The organism is Rufibacter tibetensis, from assembly GCF_001310085.1.
Taxonomy (GTDB): domain Bacteria; phylum Bacteroidota; class Bacteroidia; order Cytophagales; family Hymenobacteraceae; genus Nibribacter; species Nibribacter tibetensis.
Map to the genome: position 1 here is coordinate 908,308 of NZ_CP012643.1, position 23,744 is coordinate 932,051.

19 protein-coding genes and 1 pseudogene are annotated in these 23,744 nt (G+C 46.0%); 8 read left to right on the top strand and 12 right to left on the bottom strand.

The genetic code is table 11. From position 1 onward, the window contains the following. Positions 1–108: 108 nt before the first annotated feature. The 4 genes from DC20_RS03510 to DC20_RS03525 form a co-directional block, all read right to left on the bottom strand. On the bottom strand, positions 109–615 hold the full coding sequence (locus tag DC20_RS03510) for a DUF6252 family protein (RefSeq protein WP_062542569.1): 507 nt from the start codon (positions 613–615) through the stop codon (positions 109–111). Positions 616–748: 133 nt separating this feature from the next. Further along, the gene (locus tag DC20_RS03515; RefSeq protein WP_157593036.1) at positions 749–1,273 is read right to left on the bottom strand and encodes a hypothetical protein; all 525 of its coding nucleotides are present in this window, start codon (positions 1,271–1,273) and stop codon (positions 749–751) included. Positions 1,274–1,347: 74 nt separating this feature from the next. After that, a complete protein-coding gene (locus DC20_RS03520) occupies positions 1,348–1,818 on the bottom strand; it encodes a hypothetical protein (protein WP_062542571.1) in 471 nt (156 codons plus the stop codon). A 42-nt stretch (positions 1,819–1,860) separates the two neighbouring features. Continuing rightward, complete coding sequence (locus DC20_RS03525) at positions 1,861–2,385, bottom strand: META domain-containing protein (RefSeq protein WP_062542572.1); 525 nt, start codon at positions 2,383–2,385, stop codon at positions 1,861–1,863. 204 nt (positions 2,386–2,589) lie between these two features. On the opposite strand from DC20_RS03525, the gene DC20_RS03530 reads away from it, so the two are divergent. The 4 genes from DC20_RS03530 to DC20_RS03545 all read left to right on the top strand — a co-directional run bounded on the left by DC20_RS03530 (position 2,590) and on the right by DC20_RS03545 (position 6,444). Continuing rightward, entirely contained in the window at positions 2,590–3,693 is a 1,104-nt protein-coding gene (locus DC20_RS03530; protein WP_062542573.1) for an Mrp/NBP35 family ATP-binding protein, read from the top strand. 4 nt (positions 3,694–3,697) lie between these two features. Then, positions 3,698–3,967 carry a NifU family protein gene (locus tag DC20_RS03535; protein WP_062542574.1) on the top strand — a complete coding sequence of 90 codons (270 nt, stop codon included), beginning with the start codon at positions 3,698–3,700 and terminating at the stop codon, positions 3,965–3,967. Between the two features lie 206 nt (positions 3,968–4,173). Beyond that, entirely contained in the window at positions 4,174–5,451 is a 1,278-nt protein-coding gene (gene fahA / locus DC20_RS03540) for a fumarylacetoacetase (RefSeq protein ID WP_062542575.1), read from the top strand. Positions 5,452–5,529: 78 nt separating this feature from the next. Beyond that, positions 5,530–6,444, top strand: a complete 915-nt coding sequence (locus tag DC20_RS03545) for a flavin reductase family protein (protein WP_062542576.1) — start codon at positions 5,530–5,532, stop codon at positions 6,442–6,444. Between the two features lie 151 nt (positions 6,445–6,595). Here the strand turns inward: DC20_RS03545 and DC20_RS03550 are convergent, their stop codons facing one another. Genes DC20_RS03550 through porX form a run of 3 tightly spaced genes read right to left on the bottom strand, consistent with a single transcriptional unit; the run spans position 6,596 to position 9,834 of the window. Next, positions 6,596–7,825, bottom strand: coding sequence for an alanine dehydrogenase (locus tag DC20_RS03550; RefSeq protein ID WP_062545771.1), 1,230 nt, complete (start codon positions 7,823–7,825; stop codon positions 6,596–6,598). Continuing rightward, complete coding sequence (gene tsaE / locus DC20_RS03555; RefSeq protein ID WP_062542577.1) at positions 7,800–8,279, bottom strand: tRNA (adenosine(37)-N6)-threonylcarbamoyltransferase complex ATPase subunit type 1 TsaE; 480 nt, start codon at positions 8,277–8,279, stop codon at positions 7,800–7,802. The genes DC20_RS03550 and tsaE overlap by 26 nt, the downstream gene beginning before the upstream one ends. Then, positions 8,272–9,834, bottom strand: coding sequence for a T9SS response regulator signal transducer PorX (porX, locus tag DC20_RS03560; RefSeq protein ID WP_062542578.1), 1,563 nt, complete (start codon positions 9,832–9,834; stop codon positions 8,272–8,274). Before porX ends, tsaE begins: the two co-directional genes overlap by 8 nt. A 148-nt stretch (positions 9,835–9,982) precedes the next feature. On the opposite strand from porX, the gene DC20_RS03565 reads away from it, so the two are divergent. Then, a complete protein-coding gene (locus DC20_RS03565; RefSeq protein WP_062542579.1) occupies positions 9,983–11,221 on the top strand; it encodes an HD domain-containing protein in 1,239 nt (412 codons plus the stop codon). 100 nt (positions 11,222–11,321) lie between these two features. Continuing rightward, a complete protein-coding gene (locus DC20_RS03570) occupies positions 11,322–11,735 on the top strand; it encodes an STAS/SEC14 domain-containing protein (RefSeq protein WP_062542580.1) in 414 nt (137 codons plus the stop codon). A 286-nt stretch (positions 11,736–12,021) separates the two neighbouring features. Here DC20_RS03570 and DC20_RS03575 read toward each other — a convergent pair whose 3' ends face one another. The 3 genes from DC20_RS03575 to DC20_RS03585 are packed head-to-tail and all read right to left on the bottom strand — an operon-like array spanning position 12,022 to position 18,046. Next, positions 12,022–13,194: a glycan-binding surface protein gene (locus DC20_RS03575; RefSeq protein ID WP_062542581.1), complete on the bottom strand. Its 1,173-nt coding sequence runs from the start codon at positions 13,192–13,194 to the stop codon at positions 12,022–12,024. Positions 13,195–13,225: 31 nt separating this feature from the next. Next, entirely contained in the window at positions 13,226–14,953 is a 1,728-nt protein-coding gene (locus tag DC20_RS03580; RefSeq protein WP_062542582.1) for a RagB/SusD family nutrient uptake outer membrane protein, read from the bottom strand. 24 nt (positions 14,954–14,977) lie between these two features. Next, positions 14,978–18,046, bottom strand: coding sequence for a SusC/RagA family TonB-linked outer membrane protein (locus DC20_RS03585; RefSeq protein ID WP_245652293.1), 3,069 nt, complete (start codon positions 18,044–18,046; stop codon positions 14,978–14,980). Positions 18,047–19,808: 1,762 nt separating this feature from the next. On the opposite strand from DC20_RS03585, the gene DC20_RS03590 reads away from it, so the two are divergent. Together DC20_RS03590 and DC20_RS23045 are read left to right on the top strand one after the other, a co-directional pair. Beyond that, entirely contained in the window at positions 19,809–21,032 is a 1,224-nt protein-coding gene (locus DC20_RS03590) for a glycoside hydrolase family 88 protein (RefSeq protein ID WP_062542583.1), read from the top strand. A 171-nt stretch (positions 21,033–21,203) separates the two neighbouring features. After that, positions 21,204–21,428 (top strand): hypothetical protein, encoded by a 225-nt coding sequence (locus tag DC20_RS23045; protein WP_062542584.1) that lies wholly within the window; start codon positions 21,204–21,206, stop codon positions 21,426–21,428. Positions 21,429–21,486: 58 nt separating this feature from the next. Here the strand turns inward: DC20_RS23045 and DC20_RS23335 are convergent, their stop codons facing one another. Both DC20_RS23335 and DC20_RS23205 read right to left on the bottom strand, forming a co-directional pair. Next, positions 21,487–21,900, bottom strand: a complete 414-nt coding sequence (locus tag DC20_RS23335; protein WP_245652346.1) for a fibronectin type III-like domain-contianing protein — start codon at positions 21,898–21,900, stop codon at positions 21,487–21,489. Further along, positions 21,892–23,721, bottom strand: a pseudogene (locus DC20_RS23205) (glycoside hydrolase family 3 C-terminal domain-containing protein); the annotation flags it as partial. The pseudogene DC20_RS23205 and the gene DC20_RS23335, both read right to left, overlap by 9 nt. Between the last annotated feature and the right edge of the window lie 23 nt (positions 23,722–23,744).

The window sequence follows — 23,744 nt, forward strand, 5'->3', positions numbered from 1 at the left end:
TATTTGCATGGAAGCAGCTCCACGAACACATAAAAGGCCAGCTATGGAGGCTGGCCTTTAGATAGAATGACTGGTTTATCTCTGTTTTTTGAAATTTGCCCTGAAAAATCAAGGCATAGAGTTCACTTTCCCCTGGAACTCGCCCTGGGTGAAGTTTACAGTTTCAGGTGAACCAGTGCTATATTCCGTCAATTTTCTGGCCCTAAACCGAAAAGTGCCCTTGATCACATTAGCATCAGGATTCCACTCCGTAATCACGATTTCGGCATTCCCGTCATCTTTGTCTAATTTATACGAACTGACCACTACATCGCCGCCTACCAAGCCATAGTAACGTGCCTGGCCGGTAGCAGGCAGTTTATAGGTGCCAACCCCCTTGAACCCAATGGACATAGAAACCCATCCATCTACCTTGTGCCCTCCAATGAACAAAGAATCAGCATCCTTTGAATCTTGACCTTTCCTTAGACCAACAGAAGCTCCTTGTTCTGACTCCCATTTTACCCCATCCTTTTGGGTAATAAAATAATTTTCTGGTGCAGGAGCTTCCTCCTCTAAGCAAGAAAACAAGAACAAAGGTGCTAAGAGCAGGAACAGGGAGCGTAAATACTTCATAGTTCTTGTATTGTCGTTAAAATGGTTTTCTGCTGAAATAAGATCAATGCAAAGCGGGCACAATTTGAGTCATCATTTCAAGGGTATTTTTTGTAAAACAGGCCTGAAACAATTGGTTTATAAATGGAGCTAGTTACTCTGGCAAAGAGCACAACTCAGCCGACAGGTAGACCAACTTCGCATTCTGGTAGCGGGAGTGCAACACCAAACCCCCTTCTTTGGATAGGGTAGCCAAATTTACTTCTTCCAAGGCTTGCAGATAGAGCAACTCCAATTGCAGTAACTTCCCCGAGACACCTATCTTGGTACTTCCCACCTGCCTAACGTCAAGCACCACAGTCTGCGGATCTTCTGAAGGCACAATAGGGGAACCTGTCACCGAGTAGCGGCCGAAGTAATGGTTCACGGGCAAGGTGCCGTTGAGGTCATAGGCAAATGGCTCGTTCGACTGCTGGTATGTGGAGACATTGGTCAGGTTCAGCCTGATGTTCTGGCCCTCTACTCTGGTGGTTCCGCCTCCCTCCTTTGGCAGTTCTATGTACTGCAGAACCTTTGGACGAGGATCATCTTTCTCCCAACAACCGCTCACCAGAAAAATCACCAGCAGCAAGGAAGCAACCAGAAAGAGAGGTGTTCTGAAAGTAAATAGCCTTGACATAATAATGAGGTAGCAGGTTTAGAAATGGTGTACTTCAATAGAAATAGAGCAGGTGATTTGCTGCGGAAGGAGGGTTACTTAAGCTTAGCAATAGAAGCCTCAACCTGGTCTAGAAAAGGGTGCAGGTACTCTGGCACATTATGTCTGAATTTGTCAATCAGGAAGTACCGTCTCATGCCATTTACCCCCACCTCAAGATAGTACCCTCCCCCGTCAGTCGCGTCCGGACTTCCAATAACGGTTCTGTCTTCCTGCAGCAATCGGGTAGGTACTAGGTGGGGCAAGTCTTTTACCTTTTCAAACAAATCGAGGCTTTTCAGGACGAAGTTTGCTTCATAGGGTTTGTTGCTACTGGGGTATCGGTCATTGGTGTCTTCGTAGAGTTGCCCGTCCTGTATTTTGAAGATCTCTATGCAGCTTTCGCCGCCGCAAAAGCCATGGTAATGCCCGAACACGAGATAGTCAGGAGACTCCAAAGTAGCATCATCTTCCTGACAAGAGACAAGGGTCAGGACCGCTAAACAGTAAAAAAGAATCTTTCTCATGGGTATTAGATTGTATTGTGACCTTCAAATGGTAAAGCAGCTTCAATTGCCACACGAAGAGGCACCTCTTACAAAGACCAGTTTCACGTTCTTTTCTGAAGACGAAAGGGTGAGCACATCATTCTTTACTTCAAAGGTGTCCACGTCCCGTAAAGCCTGGAGATAATAACTCTCAAACTGCCTTACGTCGGGTGTGGCGTTTACCTCAGTAGTCACCAGGTTGACAAAGTTCAACTTGCCGGTTTGGTTGAAAAGCGCTTCTTCTGAAACCTGGTAATTTCCGGAGTAGGAATTTGCAGGAAGCTTCCCGTTCATTTTGTACCCCCAGAACTTACCAGTTTCAGCAGGATCCTCCTCTTTGGTGAAGATAAGATCAGAGCACATGCCGTAATCTGGGGCGGCAAAATTGTTGTAGGCAGCCGGCTCCTCCTGTGACAGCATCCAGGAACCTTGTAAGGAAAGGGCAGGATCATCAGTTGAGTCAGCACAGCCCCAAAACGAAATAAAACTCAATAAAACCAGCACCACACGTACAGGCAGATAAGTGAAACTAAGCAAATGCTTCATAGGGGAATCTTTAAGGAGTTTATTCTTTTAGCCACTTACGGCTTTTGGAATGATGACCCTTCTGCCAACCCAATGGTTGCACCTGCCTCCATACTTTTTATTTCTGCCTTTCTTTTTGGAAACCAGCCTTAAAATGGCTTCTGGTAGCTTGTTAAACAGATAGTGCGTATCTTTGTATAAGCGAATTTTATCGCTGTAGAAAGTATGGCAATTACCCAAGAAGACGTATTAAAAGCCCTTAGTTATGTAGAGGAACCAGATCTTGGCAAAGACCTGGTGACTTTGAACATGATTGAGGACGTACAAATAAACGGTTTGGATGTAGCCTTCACGGTGATCCTGACTACTCCCGCTTGTCCGTTGAAAGACTTGATCCGGAACGCTTGTATCCGAGCCATCCACACCATGGTTGACAAAGACGCGAACGTAACCGTGAACATGACGTCACGGGTGACTTCGGCCCGCCAGGATAACCAGGCGTTGCTGAAGGGCGTGAAGAACATCATTGCGGTGGCTTCTGGAAAAGGCGGTGTAGGTAAATCTACCCTGACAGCTAACCTGGCTGTGGCGCTGGCTCAGTCTGGTGCCAAAGTAGGCTTGGTAGATGCCGATATCTCCGGGCCATCGATGCCTACCATGTTTGGGGTGGAAGATGCCCGCCCGGCGGTGTACCGCATGCCTGATGGCCGAAACCTGATTGAGCCCATTGAGAAATACGGCATTAAACTGATGTCTATCGGGTTCCTTGCCCCGGCCGAGAGTGCGGTAGTGTGGCGCGGCCCTATGGCCAGCTCTGCTTTAAAGCAGTTTATTACCGAGGTAGACTGGGGTGAACTTGATTATTTGCTTATAGACCTGCCTCCGGGAACCAGTGACATTCACTTGACGTTGGTACAGACAGTACCAGTAACAGGTGCTATCATTGTCACTACGCCTCAAAAAGTAGCCATTGCCGATGCCGTAAAAGGGTTGCAGATGTTCAGACAACCGCAGATCAACGTTCCGATTTTGGGATTGGTGGAAAACATGGCGTATTTTACCCCAGCAGAACTTCCAGAGAATAAATATTATATCTTTGGGCAAGGCGGTGGCCGTGATCTGGCTGAGCGCTACGGGGTTCCGTTCATTGGCGAAGTACCGTTGGTGCAAAGCATTCGCGAGAGCGGCGACCAAGGAGCTCCGCAGATTTTGCAGGAAGGCGCAGTTGCTTCTCTTGCATTTGAACAAGTAGCACAGGAAGTGGCCCGGCAGGTATCTGTCAGAAACGCTAGCCTGGGCAAAACCAAAATAGTAGAAATTAAAGCGTAATATAATGGCAGAGAACGCACTAAATGAGATTTTACTCCAGAAAGTGGAGCAAGCCCTTGATTCTATCCGTCCGTACCTGAAAACAGACGGTGGTGATGTAAAGGTGCTGGAAATCACTGAGGATAAGGTGGTGTTGCTGGAACTGATGGGTGCCTGCGGCTCCTGCCCAATGTCTGCCATGACCTTCAAAGGCGGTATTGAGCAAGCCATCATGCGCGCCGTGCCTGAAATCAAAGGAATTCAGGCTGTGAACCTTACGCCAATGGACGTTTAAGAGACGGTACAATAGACTTAAGAGCCGGTCAGTTTTACAAGTAAGCGCTTGTAAAACTGACCGGCTCTTTTCTTGTAGGTTGTTTTTCAAAAACACGCTTAAAAAGCCTACTACTCATGTGCGCTGGCAATTTGCCAAGGCTACTTCATTAAAATTCCTTTTCTCGTAGACCTTTTTATCTTTGTTATTCACCCTTCCCAACCGTTATGCTCAACGCCAACGACCCATCGCTCCACTCCTGGATTCAGATTGCCCCAGAAAGTGATTTCCAGATCCAGAACCTGCCTTTCGGGATTTTTCAGGCAGCAGACCGGGACCCGCGGGTGGGCGTAGCCATTGGCGAGTACGTGTTGGATGTATACGTGCTCACCCAGCATGGGCTCTTTGATATGTTGGACGTGGAAGACCCCACTGTATTCCACCGCCCCTTCCTCAACGATTTAATGTCTTTAGGCAGAACTATCTGGCGCCAGGTGCGGGGCCGCATTTCTGAACTCCTGCGCAATGACAACCCTGAGATTAGAGACAACCGGACCTTGATGGCCGAGTGCCTCCTGAAGCAGAAAGATGTGCAGATGCTTCTGCCAGTGCTCATTCCTAACTACACAGACTTCTACTCCAGCATTGAACACGCCACCAATGTGGGCTCTATGTTCCGGGACCCCGCCAATGCCTTGTTGCCCAACTGGAAGCACTTGCCCGTAGGCTACCATGGCCGCGCCTCTTCCATCGTCCCGTCAGGGGTACCTATCAGGAGGCCCAAAGGCCAGACCAAACCCGCCGATGCCGAGGTTCCTATCTTCGGGCCTACCAAACAGCTGGACTTTGAGTTGGAGGTGGCCTTTATCACCGGGCAACCTACCCAATTAGGCAATTCCCTCACCACCGAGGAAGCAGAGGAATACATCTTTGGGATGGTTCTGTTTAACGACTGGTCAGCCCGGGATATACAGGCGTGGGAATACGTGCCGCTGGGGCCATTCCTGGCGAAGAACTTCGGCTCCTCCATTTCCCCCTGGGTTGTGACGCTGGATGCTTTAGAACCTTTCCGGGTACCGGGACCGGTGCAGGACCCCAAGGTGTTGCCTTACCTGGAGTACAGCGGAAACAAGAACCTGGATATTCAACTGGAGGTAACGCTGCAGGCACCGGGCTCAGCGGAAGAGGCGGTAATTTGCCGGTCCAATTACAAGCACATGTATTGGAACATGAACCAGCAGTTGGCGCACCATACGGTAAATGGCTGCAATCTGGAAGTAGGTGACCTGTACGCCTCAGGGACCATCAGCGGTCCTACTACAGACTCTTATGGTTCTATGCTGGAGTTGACGTGGCGCGGCACCAAGCCGCTGCAACTGCCCAACGGCACCGAACGCAAGTTCCTCCAAGATGGCGATGTTATTACCATGCGCGGCTACGCCGAAAAGAATGGCGTTCGGGTAGGATTTGGGGAAGTACGCACTGAGATTCTTCCTGCCTTTTGAGATTTGAAATTTAGGGAGGTGGAAATTTGAAGAGTTTTTCCACATCCTATATCTGCTTTAATCTTCAAATCCATCGCCATGCAAACCTTCAACCCGAAAGAGATACCCACCGGTCAATTCCATAGTTTTATGTTGGGCGCCATTGCGCCCAGACCCATCGCTTTCGCCAGTACCATAGACAACGAGGGGAACGTAAACCTAAGCCCTTTTAGCTTTTTTAACTGCTTTGGCTCCAATCCGCCTATCCTTATCTTCTCCCCTGCCCGCCGGGTCCGTGACAATACCGGCAAACACACCTTAGACAATGTACTGGATACGGGTGAGGTAGTGATCAACATTGCCAACTATGCCATTGTAGAACAAATGTCTCTGGCCAGCACAGAATATGACAAGGGCGTAAATGAGTTCGTGAAAGCTGGTCTAACCCCAGTTGCCTCTACCTTAGTAAAACCACCCCGCGTGGCGGAAGCCCCAGTGGCCTTTGAGTGCAAAGTAGTAGAGGTGAAATCTATGGGAGAAAAAGGCGGCGCGGCAAACCTGGTCATCTGTGAAGCTATTCTCCTGCACGTTAAAGACGAGGTATTTGACACCAGTGGCAAAACCATTGACCCAGTCAAATTAGACGCCGTTGCCCGCTTAGGCGGTGATTGGTACCTCCGCACTACCCCTGATTGCTTGTTTGAATTGCCCAAGTCTCTTCAGAACAAAGGGATTGGGATAGACCAGCTGCCAGAACACATCCGGAACAGCTCCGTGTTAACCGGCAATAACTTAGCCCGTTTGGGTAATACTGCTATCTTGCCTACCGAAGCGGAAGTGCATGAATTCATGCAAGACCCCATGTACCGCTATTTGATTCAAGCACACCAACACAACCCTGCTGAAGCAGAAAGACAGATACACCTATTGGCTAAAAAGCTACTGGAAGAAGGCCACGTACATGACGCATGGAAAGCCTTGCTGACTCTAACATTGGAGAAGAAAGCCAATTAGCGTTTTGAAGCTCTTTTTGTCAAAACATCTTCAAAACCTTGCTGGGGCAGTAAATAGAAAAGCTGTTTTGGATCTCTTTTCCTGAAAAGAGATCCAAAACAGCTTTCTGCTTTAGTTAAAAACGACCAGTTAAAACTTAATCTATCAATCCTTAATTCCGGACAGCAATCATCAGGCTCAACTCTTTGTACCGCATGTTGAATTTCTTTGCGATGGCGGCATTGGTAAGGCTGCCTTTGTAAATGTAAACGCCGCTGCGATAATGCTCGTGGGTGAAGAGGGCTTCGTTTACGCCGCCGTATTTAGAAATCTCCAGGAACATGGGCGTAAAGATGTTGCTTAGAGCTTTGGTAGCCGTGCGCGGAACCCTTGACGGAATGTTTGGAACACAGTAGTGAATCACATCATATTTCCGGTAGACAGGGCGCTTGTGCGTGGTCATCTCTGAGGTCTCAAAACAACCGCCTTCGTCAATGCTCACGTCAATAATGACTGAGCCAGGGTTCATTTTGGCGACTACCTCTTCTGAAATCATGCACGGTACCTGGCCGTCTTCGGTGGTAACCGCTCCTATCACCACATCCGCGTCCTGAATCTCTTTGTGCAGTATGGTGTGGTCTAACGTGGAGGTGAAGAGTTGGGTACCTACGTTCTGCTTAAGGCGGCGTAGTTTGTAGAGGTGGTCATCAAAGACCTTTACTTCGGCACCAAGACCTAGGGCAGCACGAGTGGCGTATTCAGCCACAGTACCGGCCCCGATGATGACTACTTTGGACGGTGGCACACCCGTTATTCCGCCCAGAATCACCCCTTTTCCTTCGTTACTGCTGCTTAGGTATTCAGCGGCAATCAGCATGACGGTACTGCCTGCAATTTCGCTCATGGCCCGTACCACCGGTTTTGTGTCTGATTTGTCCTTTAAAAGTTCAAAAGAGATAGCGCTGATCTTTTTCTTGCAAAGAGCGCTAATGTATTCTGAGGTGAGGCTACCAATTTGCAACGCCGAGATGAGGGTTTGTCCGGGTTTGAAGAACTCCAGTTCATCATAAGTAGGCGGGGCAATCTTGAGGAGGATGTCTGCCTCGTAAACTTCTTTGGTGGAGTAGACAATTACGCCGCCCGCCTCAGAATATTCATGGTCAGAGTACTTGGAGGGGGCACCGGCACCGGATTCAATCCAAACCTCATGCCCGTTGTCGGTGAGTTGTTTCACCGCCTCAGGAGTAAGGCCTATGCGGTTTTCCTGTAGAGAAGACTCTTTGGGGAGACCAATAAACAAACTCCGTTTGCGGGTCTCAACCGCCAACATTGACTCTTTGGGCATAAGACTGCGGGCTGTAGCCTTGGTCAATGCCTCAAACCCGCTGTTCTTCTCCGTCATTTCCTCCATCATATACTCTCATACTAATGATACGCGCTTCTTCGGTCTCTCCTGTTTCTATAGACACTTCTACCCCCTCATCGGGCAGTAGATTTGCTACTTTAGAGGGCCATTCTATGAGGCAAAGGTTACCGGAACTGAAATATTCCAGCGCTCCCATATCTAGGGCCTCTTCCTCATTTTCGACCCTATAAAAATCAAAATGGTAAATGAGTTCCCCACCTTCCCCTTCGTACTCATTCACGAGGGAAAACGTAGGGCTGCTAACCGGCTCATGAACCCCTTTCTGGGCACATATTGCCTTGATAAAGGTGGTTTTACCCGCCGCCATTTCACCTTCAAACAAAATTATCTTTTTTTGTCCGATAAATGATAATAAATCAGCGGCAGCGGCGGGTAAATCCGATTTTGTGGAGAGATGAAGCGTTTGTTCACGCGTTCCCTTATCAGGCATTTTTAGTAGAAAGTGTTATAAACGGAATGATACATTCCTCCAAAGATACGCCCCCGTGCTGGAACGTGTCTTTGTAATGGTTCACGTAGTAGTTGTAATTATTAGGGTACGCAAAAAAGTCATCGTTCATGGCGAACACGTAGGCCGTAGACACGTTGCTTTTGGGCAAGTGAAAACGCTCCGGCTTGCGGCACACTAATACATCCTTCTCGGTGAAGCCCAAGTTCTTGCCGTGCTTGTAGCGCAGGTTGGTGTTAGTGTTGCGGTCGCCCACAATCTTGAATGGCTTTTTTACGCGCACGGTACCGTGGTCTGTGGTGATGATGAGACGGCCCTTGCGGTCCGCAATGGCTTTAAGGGTATCAAACAGAGGCGAGTGCATAAACCAGGAACGCGTCAGAGAACGATAGGCAGCCTCATCGGCGGCTAGTTCCCTGATCATCTGCATGTCTGTACGGGCATGGGAGAGCATGTCCACGAAGTTGTAGACAATCACGTTGAGCTTGTTGTTCTCCAAGTTATTGAACTTGGTTAAAAGCTCCTTTCCGGCGTTATTATTCGTGATTTTATGGTAGCTGAACTTATCACTGATCTTGTTCTGCTGAAACTGGATTTCCAGGAAATCTTCTTCGTGCAGGTTCTTGCCTTCTTCCTCATCATCAGACACCCACAGGTTAGGGTAGCGTTTGGCAATGTCGGCGGGCAGCATGCCTGAGAAAATGGCGTTACGGGCGTAAGCAGTGGTAGTAGGCAATATGGAGTAATACATCTCCTCCTGCTCCACGTTGAAATAGTCTGTGATGATGGGTTCCAGTACTTTCCATTGGTCATAGCGCAGGTTGTCTATCAAGACAAAGTACACCGGCACATCGCTTTCCTTCATCATCGGGAAAACGCGGTCCTTAAACAGCCTGTGTGACATCAACGGAATCTCATCGGTTTCGTCGTTCACCCACTCTTCATAATTGTCCATGATGAACTTCGCGAAGTTGGTGTTGGCCTCGTCTTTCTGCATGTTGATCACCTCGGCCATGCTTTTGCCTTCCGTGTCAGCAATCTCCAGTTCCCAGAAAACCAATTTCTTGTATACATCGGCCCATTCCTGGTAATTCAGGCGTTCCCCGAAAGCCATGCCCAAGGTTCTGAAGTCGCGCTGGTACGAACTGTTGGTTCTTTCCTCTACCAGACGGCGGTTGTCCAGAATCTTCTTGATAGAAAGCAGTATCTGGTTCGGGTTGATGGGCTTGATAAGGTAATCGGCTATTTTAGACCCGATGGCCTCTTCCATGATGTGTTCTTCCTCGCTTTTGGTTATCATGACCACCGGTAGCGTAGGCCGAACGGCTTTAATTTCACTTAAGGCCTCTAAACCACTTAGGCCGGGCATGTTTTCGTCTAAGAAGACAAGGTCATACGTCTGCTCCTGCACCTTCTCCACAGCATCGGCCCCGCTGTTTACCGGGGTGATGTCGTAACCTCTGTCAGTTAAGAAGAGAATATGCGGCTTGAGGAGGTCAATCTCGTCGTCCGCCCACAAAATAGTATATCTTTGCATGGCTAGTTATTGTTTTTTCACAGCGTGTATAGGGCTGGCGTTTCTTGCGTTATTTCTAAAAAATAGCACCTAATCTGTAAATGCTTTTCGTACTTATACGCATACTTTTACATTTACCGACAACGGACACTAGAAGAACTAAGTTATCTTGAATAAGAAAAAAATCTTCAACGACCCGGTTTACGGCTTCATCACGGTTCCGTCTGACCTTCTTTTTGACATCATCCAGCACCCCTACTTTCAGCGCCTTCGGCGGATAAAGCAGTTAGGGCTTACAGAGTTTGTGTATCCGGGGGCGTTGCATACCCGCTTTCACCACGCATTGGGTGCCATGCACCTCATGAGCATTGCCCTTCAGAGCCTGAGTGGCAAAGATAACATCATAACTGACAAAGAATGCGAAGCTTCCATGGCGGCTATTTTGCTTCATGACGTGGGGCACGGCCCGTTCTCGCACGCCTTGGAGACCGCTATCTTTGATCAGGTACCCCATGAGCAGATTTCATTGCATATCATGGAACTGCTGAACCAGGAGTTTGGTGGCCGCCTGCAATTGGCCATAGACATCTTCACCGATAATTACCACCGCCACTTCTTTCACCAACTGGTTTCCAGCCAACTAGACGTGGACCGTCTGGATTACCTTAACCGCGACAGCTTTTACACTGGCGTGTCTGAAGGAAAAATAGGCGCAGACCGGCTGCTCAAAATGTTGAACGTAGCCGATGACCAATTAGTGGTAGAGGAAAAAGGTATTTACTCCATTGAGAGTTTTTTGGTGAGCCGCCGGCTTATGTACTGGCAGGTGTACATGCACAAAACCGTAACTAGCGCCGAGCAAATGGTCATGAAGATCATGCAGCGGGCGCGTGAGCTTACCCAACGCGGCTATGATGTACCCGCCAGCACCAACCTGCAGTTCTTCCTGCGTGAGAGCCTTTCCATTCTGGACTTTGAACGGGACCCAACCATTCTGAAACGCTTCGTTTCTTTAGATGACTATGATGTCTGGAGCGGGATAAAAGCCTGGGCCGAACACCCCGATAAGATCTTAAGCTACCTTTCTACCTGTCTTTTGGAGCGGAAACTCTTCAAAATACTCCTCTCTCCTACTCCCTTTGATCTGGATTTCCTGGTGGGTGTAAGGGAGTTGGCTCAGGAGAACTTTGGCATTTCTGCTGAGGAGGCGCACTATATGGTGGTAGAAGGTAAGATCAGTAACAATGCCTATGAATCTGGAGGCGAGAACATAAATGTTCTCACTAAACAAAGCCTGGTAGTAGATGTAGCCGTGGCCTCAGATTTACCAAATATTCAAGCCTTGAGCAAAAAAGTAGAGAAGTACTACGTGTGTTATCCTAAAGAAATCACCAGAATGAGTTTATAGATGGCAACTGTGTCTTAGGCCTGTTTTGCTTTAAATACCATGAAAGCCGCATTTAGCTTCCATTCTCTTCACACTAAACTTTATTTAGTCTATTCCTTACATGATCATTTATCAAAGTGGCTTGATCACCTTAGACTACGACCCAGCCACTGATATTCTATACATAAAATGGCCGGATGTCCAAGATTTTCTTGTGCCAGAGATCAAGCAGGCACTACACATCTTGGTAGATCATATTAGAAGCTATGACATCAAGAAGCTTTTAATTGAATCAAGTAAAGCCTCTTTGGATATACCCGGAGACGAGTATAAAGTAGTAGTGAATGAATTTGGGCAGAACCTCATGAACTCCCGGTTAGAGAAGTTAGCCCGTATCTTAACTCCTAACACTATGCGGGAAACGAAGGTAGAAGAAGTCAAGCAAGAGCTTAACTTCTCCGTAGCTATGCGCACGTTCACTGATAAAAAGAAAGCCCTTTCGTGGCTAAAAGGAACAGTGGCGGAAGAAGCTTAACTATGCGGGGAAATATCAAATTGGGTTTGATTCTAACTTAATCACTCTAGGCCTGTTTCAAGGAAAGTAAGCCTTAAACCCCTTGCCGTCTTTAAATTTAAGCAAGCTTATAAGGTCTGTTCAATATTAGTATTACGCTTTTATTCTGGACAGGCAATAGTTTTAACCTAAATAAAAAAGGAAGAGCAGTTTTGCTCTTCCTTTTTTATTTAGGTTAAAACTAAGTTACGTAACTGAAGCCTTTATATTATGAAAGCTCTTCATACGTAAAATGTCAAAGGTTTTATTAAGGAATGACATTTGGTACTACCCGCAGGTTGTCAATCCCGAATTGGGCTTTTGTACCCGGTCCTACAAAATGGAAGGAAACAGCGTAGCCATTTGCATTATAAGTAAACGTGTTTCCATTTCTGTTATTAGCCTCATAAATATCCTTAAAAGGAATAGTTACCGTTTGCCATTTATTCTGAGTATTGATATTTGGGCTCCAAGAATAAGTAGCCTTATCTCTTCCTCCTGGATCACCAGTACCAAAGTGAATTCTAGCACCATTATAAACCAATGGAGACACTGTATTTATCTCAAATTTCAAGACATAATTGGCAGGATTAGCAAAAGCAGCTGCTGGAATATTTTTGGTTTTTTGCTTTATAGTTCCATCACCTACCCATGCTTCAAACCAACCACCAGTATCTACTTTATCCAGGCGCAGGAATTTGCCACTGATAGGTCTAATATTACCATCTCCGCTAGAGATAAAGTTAGGACCATGCCACCAGCCGGTAAAATCCGTATCCTCATAATCAGCAATTAGGTTGCGGTTATCGCGGAACCAGAAAACTGATTCTGACTCGCCGAACTTGCTTTTGATCGTTAAAGGTCCAGGTTGAGCAGTAGCAGGCACTCTTACCTGTAGTACATTAGATTTTGCTTCAACAACTTCAGCTTTTACTTTAGTATTATTGGCACCGGTAAAGAAAACTTCCACCGGGGCATAGAAGAAGTCGCCTCTGATGACTGCTATTTCTCCGGCTGCCACGTACTCACTTTCCATAAAAGTTGGCTTTGGCTCACTAATATCAACTGCAAAGTCATGCAACAATTCTTCACCATTAGCGAATACAAGCCGCATTTTATTGGTGATTTCATTAGGAATCTCTGTAGGTACCCGGGTAATGATAGAAGTATTGGTAATGAAGGTAGATTGAAGCGCTGCCTTTCGGTCATTTATCCATAACTCACGCACATTACCTAAGTTTTCACCTATGATAGCAATCATTCTCCCCTGAGAAGCCTCTGTAATCAGGGAATCTGCTGCTGCCGGGCGGGTAACCCGGATGTGGGTAATCATAGGTTTACCGCCATTCGAAAGATCATCATCTTCCGAACAGCTGGTGAAAGTCCCTGCCATTACTAAGGCAACTACAAGGAACAAGACGTATTTTATTTGACTTTTCATATGATTTTCACTTTCTAAACCAGATTTCTAATTAATCAAATTTATAATCAACCGCTGGTTGCGCTAAGCTTGGCGATTGGCTAAGTTCCACAGATGGTAACGGCATAAAGAAGTTACTAGCGCTTACGTTAGGATTCCGTTCAGTCATCCAAGAAGTTTTAGTAAATGTCCAGCCAGTTGGATTAGGAAAACGATCTGGCTTAGCCAAGAACAAGGCACGGTCTTGGTTATTTATGATACTATATGCTTTCTGCGGATTATAGTAATGGATTCTGACTAATTCATACCAGGTTAGACTTTCCATGGCAAACTCCTTCACCCATTCTTCAAACACCTGGTCTCTTCCAGAGGTAGGATAGTTACGAGCCATCTGAATTGGTCCGGCTACAGATGGTAGGCCAGCACGGTTGCGGATATCATTAAAGTATTGAACCGCAATAGGATCAGAAGTTGATTCAGCATTTCCAATGGCAGCATCAACATAAGTCAGGTACATTTCTGCTAAGCGCATCATATACGTATTGTGCGGATATCTTTGTTGAGCGGCTTGTCCACCCAAATCCAGATCGTTTCCAACTACATACTTTTTGATAACAGCAAAATTATTAGTTGCCGTAGCGCCAGGGGCAGCCCAGGTTAATTTCTCCTTTGTAACCTTGTTAGTGATTTCCGGATAGTGGAAACCAGGCAGCATAAAGGTGGCTTTTAACCGTTGGTCAGGGGTAGAGCCAAGGGTTTGTCCGTCATTAGCCGGATTAGCATCTCCTTGGTTTGTAATCAAGCCTTCATATAAACTCATCATCCACCAGGTAGCGCTGTAGTTACCACCCCAACCATCGTTATTCACCGCTATTTCGCCCATTGGGTATATTTGGGAAGCCATGGTATTAGCTGCTGCGTAATTGTCGCCAAAAACCCACTGGTTTTCAAAAAGTGATTCAACGTTATTATCGTAAGGGTACTTGAAAAGATTCTCATAAGGTCTAACCAACGATTTACCACTCTGGGTGATTACGCGTTGAGCATATTCTTTCGCCTTGTTCAAGAAATCCTGGTTCCGTTGTCCGCCTGATGAACCAACACCAGCCCGGGTAAGGTAGGTACGGGCTAACATACCTTCTGCCGACCATCTGGTTACTCTTCCGGGTTGTGTGGAAGTGAGAGGCAGGTTATCTGCTGCAAACAAATAATCACGGGTAATAAACTCCCATACACTTGGAATAGTGTTTTTAACCTTACCAGGACTATTTAAATCTGCAACGTTGTCAGTGATAATAGGAACTTCCCCAAAAGTTGTTACCAAAATGCTATAGGCAGTTGCGCGCATAAAACGTGCTTCACCAATTGCCTGGTTCTTAACCGCAACAGTTACGTCTGGCCCAGCTAACTTATTAATGTTATAAATAGCCATGTTTGACTGCGCAATAACATTATAGCAAGCTTGGTAAGCCCATAAGGTAGATCTTGAAACGCCGGTAGCTCTGAAGAACACATTATCCCGCCGCTCTGCCGGACCATCCCATGGATAAAACAAAGTACCTCCGCGAATGTCACCTATGAAATAGGAGGCTTGGTCATGATAGTCTTTCCAGGCTACATTATAAAGAGGGGAAGTCGCCGCTAAAATCTGGGCATCTGTTTTAAAGAAAGCACCGTCAGTTAACGTATCTAGTGGTGGCCTTTCTAAAAATTCATCTTTACAACCGGTGAACATAGCCAGGGCGGCAAACGCCCCGGCTAAAATATATCTATTCATCATATTAAGTATTTCAGTTAAAATAAATTAGAAATCAATTCCAAAGTTGAAAGAGTAGATAGGAGTAATTGGATAGCGACCAGTATCAACCCCAATAGGAGCATTATCATTCCCAATATTTGGACCAACATAAGAACCTACCTCAGGGTCGTAGCCGGTGTATTTAGTGAACGTGTACAAGTTCTGAGCGCTAACTCCCACTCTGGCTCCCTTCACAAATCTTGTTTTAGCAAGAAGTGTAGTAGGCACGTTATAGTTCAAAGAAATGTTCTTGATTCTAACAAAAGAACCATCTTCTACATATTTAGAAGTGTGACGGGCAAAGTTCTTGTTAACATCACCACCAGAAAGACGAGGAACATTTGTTCCCGGATTTTCCAACACACCTTCAGTATTCACTCTGGCATAATCTCTGGCTTCTCTGAACATATTCTGCCCCACGTTAATGTTGTTAGGGTTTGAATTACGGAAACGTACATAGTTGTACACATCGTTCCCAAATGTTCCGGTTAATAAGACGCTTAAATTGAAGCCTTTATAAGAGAAGTCGTTTGTGAAACCACCAAAGTATTTAGGCCATGGGCTACCGATTTTAGTCATGTCCAACTCATTGATGATGCCATCACCATTCAGGTCACGGAATTTTACATCCCCTACCCAAACACTATTTTGTCCAACCGGGAAAGGTTTTCCCTGGCTATCAGCAGGGCGTGCACTAGCTTGAACTTCTTCCACAGTTTGGAAAATACCTTCCTCAATGAAACCGTAAAAGAACCAAGGAGATTCACCTACTACTGTTCTTTGTGACCAAAGCGGTTGGATATACCAATCTGGAGCATTGCGAGCAACTATACTGGATTCTGTATAAAGTTGAGTAACCTCAGCTTTAAAGTGGGAAATATTTAAATTTGATTCCCATTTAAAATCACCCTTGTCCATGTTAATGGTGTTAAGAGATGCACTCCAGCCTTTGTTTTGAAGTGCACCAAAGTTTACAAGAGGAGCCTGAACAGAACCATTACCAGTAGATCCCATATACCAAGGTAAAGAGCTTCTCACAATAACATTATCTGTCTTTTTGATATAGTAGTCAGCTTCTAATTGAACACGGTTTTCAAATAAACCTAGGTTGATACCAAAATTATTCGTTAATGTTTCTTCCCACTTGAAATTTGGGTTAGGATAGTTGGCAGCTAAGAAACCAGATCCCCATGGTGTTGGATATGGGTTGAGTCTTGCATAAATGTTACCACCAGCACCTTGATTACCAGTTAAACCAGTTTCAAAACGCAACCTTAAATCGCTAACTACCGGAACCGCAAAAAATGGTTCTTCTGATACACGCCAAGCCGCAGAGATGGAAGGGAAATACCCCCATCTGTTTTCAGGTCCAAAGTTTGCTGAGCCATCAGCACGGAATGCACCTTGAATAATGTAACGATCTCCAAAGTTATAGTTGATCCTGCCCAGGTAAGACTCCATTGCCCAATCGCCTTGTCCACCACCGGTAGTCTGGCTTGCATTTTGTTCACCCGCATTGATATCTATAACCTCGTTCGTATTAAACCCACGTCTGCCAAGGGTAGTATTTTGCCAGGTAGACTCCTGTGATTCGTGCGTGGCCATTACAGTTAAACTATGCTTTCCAAACTGTTTAGCATATTGTAACATTTGGTTCCAGTTCCAATAGGTATTAGTTTCGTTCCTGATGTCTAACCGGGCAATGATATTCCGCTGGAAACCAAAAGTATAGGTTGGCTGAAAGTTTGTTCCTGCTCCGGTTCCATAATCAGCATTGAATGAAGTGCGGAATTCTAATCCTTCGGCTAGGTTAACAGTTGCATTTAAGCCACCTAGAATTCGCCGTCTCACCATATCATTGGTGATGATATTAGCTAAGCCAATTGGGTTGGCCGGCGTAAACTGTTCAGCATCATCAGGGCTACCATCTGGGTTGAGTCTGCGCTCACCACCACCAAAGGTTCCATCTAAATTTCTTACAGGAATGGCTGGTGACAATTGAATGGCATTGTTGATGATATCAAACTGAGTGGTTGAGATTTGTTCGTTTGTTTGAGCAAAGTTTAAGTTCGCACCTAAAGTAAGCCATTTACGGGCTTTACTATCCAAGTTCAACCTTACGGAGGCACGGTCAAATCCTGAACCTACTGCTACACCCTGCTGATCCAGGTACTCACCTGACAAATAAAAGCGGGTACTTTCACTACCACCGCTCAGGTTCAACTGGTGCTTGTTCATAGGAGCGTTATTAAATAACTCACGCTGCCAATTTGTTCCTTCTCCTAAAAGAGAAGGATCCAGGAAATCTTCGCGAATAGCTCCACCTGCAAGGGCCTTATATTCATTAAACATTTGGGCGTATTCGCGCAGATTCATTACCTCCAGTTCTTTTGGTGGGGTTTGCACACTGGTTAAATAAGAGTAATTCACTCTTACATCGCCAGCTTTACCTCTTTTTGTGGTGATTAGAACCACACCATTAGTACCACGGGAACCGTAAATAGCAGTAGCAGAAGGACCTTGCAAGATATCCATGCTTTCTATGTCAGTTGGGTTAAGGGAAGCTAACGGGTTAACACCCGAAGTAGAAGTGGAACCCTGCACCTGCACACCATCTATCACATATAAAGGCTCATTAGAACCGTTGATAGAGTTGATACCTCTGATGTTTACTGAAATACCACCACCCGGAGCACCTGTATTTTGGGTTACGTATACACCCGGAGCACGTCCCTGAATAGCTTGTTCTACCGTTGTATTAACGGTTCTTTCTATGGCTTTTGCACCAATAGTAGTCTGAGCCGAAGGCACATCACTGGCTCTTAGTTCCCCATAACCAGTAACAACTACTTCGTTCAGGGTCTGAGCATCTTCTCTCAGGCTAACATTGATAGTAGACCTGTCTCCTACTGTTACTTCCTGGGCGACATACCCAATAAATGTAACCACTAGCACATCTGTGTTGCCAGCTTCTAAGGAGAAGTTACCGTTGGCATCTGTAGAAGCTCCATTGGTTGTACCTTTTACCACAACGCTAACGCCCGGCATCCCCGAATTATCAGTGGCGGAAACCACTCTACCAGTAACAGTTCTTCTGGCACCCTGTGCCAGACCATCATACGCCTGGATAAAAACGGATAAAAGGATAGCAAACGCCATCCATACCGTTTTAGACCTTAAGACATAGTTACTTTTGGGGTAATCTTTGTCTGAGTACAAGTTTTTAATCATAAGGTAATTTGAATTAGGTAGTAAAATTTACAACAATAATGCACTTCTGAAAAATCTAAGCCTTGGGGGGGGATTGGCTGGTGATACTGAAACTAGCAGAACTTTCAAGAGGAGGTTTTTATGTCTTTCAAGGATTTGTAGTTTGATTTCAAACCCTCGTATCCTTAAGCAACCATATGATCAACCTTCTCCTCCTTTTTTCTTCAAGGTTCCTCCAAACGTCTTTTAGCGGCTTTACAAAACTAAGAATATTTTAAGCAGCTGTATAATACTTTTTTATCAAATCTTTGTTTGAATGTGTACTTTAAGTCTCGTCTTAAATGCCAACGATGGCATAAAGATTAAAAAAAAATAGCTGTTTATCAAAATTAAAGCTTACCTACTTCTAAGATATTCACTTTTGATGAATTTTCAATACAGTACCCGATAATTTAGATATACTCAATCAGACAGAAACAATCCAAAGCATCATACTCGATTGATGAAAGATTACTTATCCGCATTCGTATACTATTTCAAAGAATAAATACTAAGATTAAGTTCAAAGCAAGTAATCCTATTTTAACAAGCCTCTTGTAAGAAATGTATTTTAAACACTTATCAGAGAGATGGAAGGTTTTTTTTTAAGCTCTTTTACTTACCAGTAATGTAATGATTTACTGTTAGACTTACAGTTGAAACTCATTAAGTAGTAAGATTTAAAAGAGTAAATTTCTTGCAGAGTACCTTGGCTGATACAAGAATATTTTTTTTTGCTTCGCTATATTAGTTGCCTTTGTAGTCTTACCTAACGTGGAACATTCGTTTCTAATTAATCAACTCCAAGGAATATTACTTTTTACTCCCTTCCCATTCCCCCAACTAGCGCAACCCTTTCTTTATAAAATTTAAAAAGATAATGGAATACTTAATATATTTTGCATTATTTATAAAAGGTCTCTTTCACATGCCTGAAGGCGTTCTGGAACCTCATATTTAAAACTAGGATCCAACAAGGCAAGCAATTTCATCAGCATGTTCTTTAATCCACACCCTAAAAGTAGATAATATTTTCAGATTCTAGCACCTGCTAATGTTTCAGACCTAGACACAAAATGTTAAAACCTTCAAAAAACAGGGCGTAGGTTGATGTTTTTGCAAAAAAAATTCTAAAAATCACTCGTCAGTGAGAAATTTCAAACCTGGCAAAAGGGTATGTGCTCCGAGCACTTCTTTCTTATTAGAGAAGCTAAGAACCAAGAGAAATTGAAATACAGGTGAGTAAATTAAGATTTCCTCTTTATGAAAAACCTATGTCGATGTTTATAGTAGTGACCGAGCACTACCAGGTTCAGTTGAGAAAGCCAGGCAACTCATGGTATTTCTGAGTATATCTTAAATTGTTTTACCGAATACCTTTGGAGCATTTATGCAGTGAAGTTCTTCCTTTATAACTAATTGAATATTAGCTTACATTTTAGAACCAAGCTTAAAAGATTTAAGAAGCTTAAAGTGGCCTGAAACAAAACTCATAGAAGAATCTACTTAACACATATACATTTAGTCTTCTTTCTGCAAAACCCTTTGTTCTTTCAAATTGTAAAGCCCCTTCCCTCCTGATAAAACTATGCGAACATTTTCCCTTCATCTGAAGATTACCCTGTTGTTTTTTGGATTGATCCAGTTTGGCTGCCGCTCAGGCAAACAGTTGGGTCAGTTTGCTCCTGAGGTTACCACTATTTCTCCTGAAGCAATCTCCAGAGTTTACCAAGAAGCCGCTGCACAATACAAAGCACTGGCCTCCAAGTTGCCACAAGGACAATTCCCGAAGACCTATTATGCCAAAGTAGACAAACTAGAAACCAGCGGATCTGACTGGTGGTGTAGTGGCTTTTACCCGGGAACCTTGCTGTACCTCTACCAAACAACTGGCGACCAGCAATTGTATGCAGAAGCTTCCCGCATCATGGAAGATTTGAAAAAAGAGCAGTACAATACCTCTACCCATGACCTGGGCTTTATGATGTATTGCAGCTTCGGGAACGCAAACCAGATCAAGCCGAGGCCAGAGTACAAAGACATTCTGGTGAACAGTGCCAAATCCCTTTCCACCCGCTTCAACCCGAAGGTAGGTGCCATTAAATCCTGGGATTCTGACCCGAAGGATTTCCTGGTGATTATTGACAACATGATGAACCTGGAAATCTTGTTCTGGGCTACCCGCACCACTGGCGACTCATCCTTTTACAAGACCGCCGTTACTCATGCAAACACCACGCTCCAGCACCACTTCCGGCCAGATTACAGCACGTACCATGTGTTGAACTATGATCCTGCCACGGGAGAAGTAAAAGAGAAAAAAACTGCGCAAGGCTACGCCGATGAATCAGCTTGGGCGCGGGGTCAGGCATGGGGGCTTTATGGCTACACCGTCATGTACCGGGAGACCAAAGATCAAAAATACCTGACCCAGGCTACTCGCATGGCAGACTTCATGCTGAACCACCCAAATCTTCCGAAAGACAAGATCCCTTACTGGGACTTCAACGCGCCTAACATCCCTAACGCGCTTCGGGACGCCTCTGCAGGGGCCATCAATGCGGCAGCCCTGCTGGAACTTTGCCGCTACGCTCCTGCCGATGCCGCCAAAAAGTACTTCAATGCCGCCGAAACTATCCTGACAACCCTTTCCACCGACACCTACCGAGCGGCACCCGGCACCAATGGTGGCTTTCTCCTGAAACACGGGGTTGGGCACCATCCGGCAGGTACAGAAGTGGATACGCCTCTCACTTATGGTGACTACTATTATATAGAAGCCTTGCGCCGGTACCAGGAGCTTTTGAAGTAAAGCGCTGCAATGCCCTACATTCCTCTTTGTTTTAGATGTGTTTTTGTAAAAACAGGCTTAAAAACTGTTTTTTATGATTTCAGTTAAAATCTCTAACCTCCTTTGGAGTATAACCGCTAATCACTTCAAAATTAGAACTTCTCATCTACTTTGTCATCCTGAAAAGACTTTATGGGCGTATTAGAAAAGCTTTTAGTAAGCACCATTAATGTTCTGTTCACAAGATCCTTTCAGGATGACAAAAGTGATGGAGATAAAAGAAGGCTGCACATGGAACAGTCTACCGCTAGAGAGAAAGTTAAGGTATTAGGATTTTGTTTGGCCCTACTCTCACTTGAGAATCCTCATTCTAACTTAAACTTCCTTTCGAGGCTTTTTTCTGAAAAAAAGCCCTAAAACGAAAGAGCCGCAGTCCAGAAGACTGTGGCTCATGTAGGTGTTAAGCTAATTCAAATTACAACGTCACTTCTCCCCTGGCCCGGATGTCTTTGGAAGAGGAACCGGCCAGGATCTGGAATTTACCGGGCTCTAAGACCCATTGCTTTTTGCCTTCATCATAGAACTGGAACGCATCTTTCTTTAAGGTAAGCGTCACGGTTTTGCTTTCGCCGGGTCTCAGGAATACTTTCTGGAAGGCTTTCAGTTCTTTCTCCGGGCGCTTCACCGAGGCTTGCTCGTCTTTCACGTACAGCTGCACCACTTCACCACCCGCTACTGAGCCGGTGTTTTTCACTTGAAGAGTTACCTGAACAGCATCGCCCTGGCGGTTTACTTTCAGATCATTGTAGCCGAAGGTGGTGTAAGACAGACCATGCCCGAAGTGGAAGAGCGGCTCCACGTTATAGGTGTCAAAGTATCGGTAACCCACAAAGATGTCTTCTTTGTATTCCACGTTCAGGGTGTCTCGGTCACCGGGGTATTGGCCCAACGCATGGGCGGGTGAATCCTGCAGCTTTTTAGGGAAAGAAACCGGCAGCTTGCCAGAGGGGTTGGTCTCCCCGAAGAGCACTTTGGCAATGGCGGTGCCGCCTTCCATACCCGGATACCAAGCCTGCACGATGGATTTGGTTTGGTTTACCCACTGGGTCATGTCAATCGGGCCACCACCGATGAGCACCACCACGGTGTTGGGGTTGGCTTTCAGCACGGCGGTGAGCAGTTGGTCCTGGGCAAAAGGCATGGTGAGGTTCGGTTTGTCAGCACCTTCTGAGTCAAAGGCCCCGCCGTTCCAATCATCGGTAAAGCCGTGCGTCCAGCCGCCCACGAAGATCACGCGCTAAGCACTTTTGGCGGCCTGCACGGCTTCGTCGATCAGCTTCTGGTTTGCCTTTTGGGCACGGGTCACTTCAAAGCCGGGAGCAAACGTCACTTTCACGCCTGAGCCTACCATTTTCCGGATGCCCTGCAGTGGCGTCACTTCGTACGGGGGACGCACCTGCGAGGAACCTCCGCCCATGGCTTGTTTGCGGGTGGCATTGGCGCCTATCACGGCAATGGATTTTACGCCTGTTTTCTGCAAAGGCAGCATATTTCCGTCGTTTTTCAGCAGCACGATGGATTCCTCGGCTACTTTGCGGGCGGTTTCCTGGTGGGCTTTAGTGCTCAGGGCACCCGGCGTGCGTTTCGCCCCGATCATGTTGGTGTGGTACATCACACGCAAGATCCGGCGCACTTTCTCGTCAATCAAGGCCTCTTTCACCTGGCCACTTTTCACCAAGGTGATGACCGTATCGCCCATCAGGAATTTGTTATAATTGATGTTGGGCATCTGCAACAGATCAGTCCCCATTTCAATATCAGTGCCGTTGTTAATGGCTTGCATGGTATTCAGGACGGCGCCCCAGTCACTCACCACCAAACCTTTGAAACCCCACTCCCCTTTTAGGATGTCGTTGATAAGGTATTGGTTATGGGTGGCGTACTGGCCCCTGAATTTGTTGTATGCACCCATGATGGTGAGGGCCCCACCCTCGGTGATGGCAGCTTTGAAGGCTGGCAAATACAACTCGCGTAGGGCCCGCTCACTCATTTTCACGTCTACTTTGGCGCGGTTCACTTCCTGGTTGTTGGCGGCATAATGCTTCACGCAGGCAGCAATGCCCTGGTCCTGCACTCCTTTAATATAGCCTACCGCCATGCGGGCCGACAGGTACGGATCTTCGCTCAGGTATTCAAAGTTACGGCCGTTCAAAGGCGTGCGCATGATGTTCACGCCCGGCCCCAGGATGATGTCTTTGCCCCGCGCCTTCGCCTCGCTGCCCAGCACTTCGCCGAAGGCATAGCCTAACTCAGGGTTCCAAGTGGCGGCCAGGCCCACGCCGGTTGGTAAATAGGTGGAGGAGTCTGTTCCGGCATTGTCTAGCGACCAATCGCGCCCGTGTTCCGGCCGTACCCCGTGCGGACCATCGGACATGACCATCTCGGGAATGCCTAAGCGGGCCACTCCGCCCGAGGAAAAGGAAGAGACGCCGTGAATCATGTTCACTTTCTCTTCCAGGGTCATTTTGGAAATCAAGTCATTAATCTGGGCTTCGTGTAACATGTTAATGCCATTGCCCTCTAAATCGGCGGGGGAACCACCTGTGGTGTTCATGTTTTGCCCAGCCTTTTCTGAGGTGGAACAAGCAACGGTAAAGGCTACCAGCGCCAAACTGCAAAGCATTTTAGAGCCAGGGAATCGGTAAGTCATAGGTATTAATGGGTAAATAAACT

Excerpts from the sequence above, each read along its gene's own strand:
- tsaE (WP_062542577.1), bottom strand. The coding sequence starts at position 8,279 with ATGCCTGATAAGGGAACGCGTGAACAAACGCTTCATCTCTCCACAAAA.
- DC20_RS03590 (WP_062542583.1), top strand. The coding sequence starts at position 19,809 with ATGCGAACATTTTCCCTTCATCTGAAGATTACCCTGTTGTTTTTTGGA.
- DC20_RS03570 (WP_062542580.1), top strand. The coding sequence starts at position 11,322 with ATGATCATTTATCAAAGTGGCTTGATCACCTTAGACTACGACCCAGCC.
- DC20_RS23045 (WP_062542584.1), top strand. The coding sequence starts at position 21,204 with ATGGGCGTATTAGAAAAGCTTTTAGTAAGCACCATTAATGTTCTGTTC.
- DC20_RS03535 (WP_062542574.1), top strand. The coding sequence starts at position 3,698 with ATGGCAGAGAACGCACTAAATGAGATTTTACTCCAGAAAGTGGAGCAA.
- DC20_RS03525 (WP_062542572.1), bottom strand. The coding sequence starts at position 2,385 with ATGAAGCATTTGCTTAGTTTCACTTATCTGCCTGTACGTGTGGTGCTG.
- DC20_RS03575 (WP_062542581.1), bottom strand. The coding sequence starts at position 13,194 with ATGAAAAGTCAAATAAAATACGTCTTGTTCCTTGTAGTTGCCTTAGTA.
- DC20_RS03530 (WP_062542573.1), top strand. The coding sequence starts at position 2,590 with ATGGCAATTACCCAAGAAGACGTATTAAAAGCCCTTAGTTATGTAGAG.
- DC20_RS03550 (WP_062545771.1), bottom strand. The coding sequence starts at position 7,825 with ATGACGGAGAAGAACAGCGGGTTTGAGGCATTGACCAAGGCTACAGCC.
- porX (WP_062542578.1), bottom strand. The coding sequence starts at position 9,834 with ATGCAAAGATATACTATTTTGTGGGCGGACGACGAGATTGACCTCCTC.
- fahA (WP_062542575.1), top strand. The coding sequence starts at position 4,174 with ATGCTCAACGCCAACGACCCATCGCTCCACTCCTGGATTCAGATTGCC.
- DC20_RS03515 (WP_157593036.1), bottom strand. The coding sequence starts at position 1,273 with ATGTCAAGGCTATTTACTTTCAGAACACCTCTCTTTCTGGTTGCTTCC.
- DC20_RS03520 (WP_062542571.1), bottom strand. The coding sequence starts at position 1,818 with ATGAGAAAGATTCTTTTTTACTGTTTAGCGGTCCTGACCCTTGTCTCT.
- DC20_RS03545 (WP_062542576.1), top strand. The coding sequence starts at position 5,530 with ATGCAAACCTTCAACCCGAAAGAGATACCCACCGGTCAATTCCATAGT.
- DC20_RS03580 (WP_062542582.1), bottom strand. The coding sequence starts at position 14,953 with ATGATGAATAGATATATTTTAGCCGGGGCGTTTGCCGCCCTGGCTATG.
- DC20_RS03510 (WP_062542569.1), bottom strand. The coding sequence starts at position 615 with ATGAAGTATTTACGCTCCCTGTTCCTGCTCTTAGCACCTTTGTTCTTG.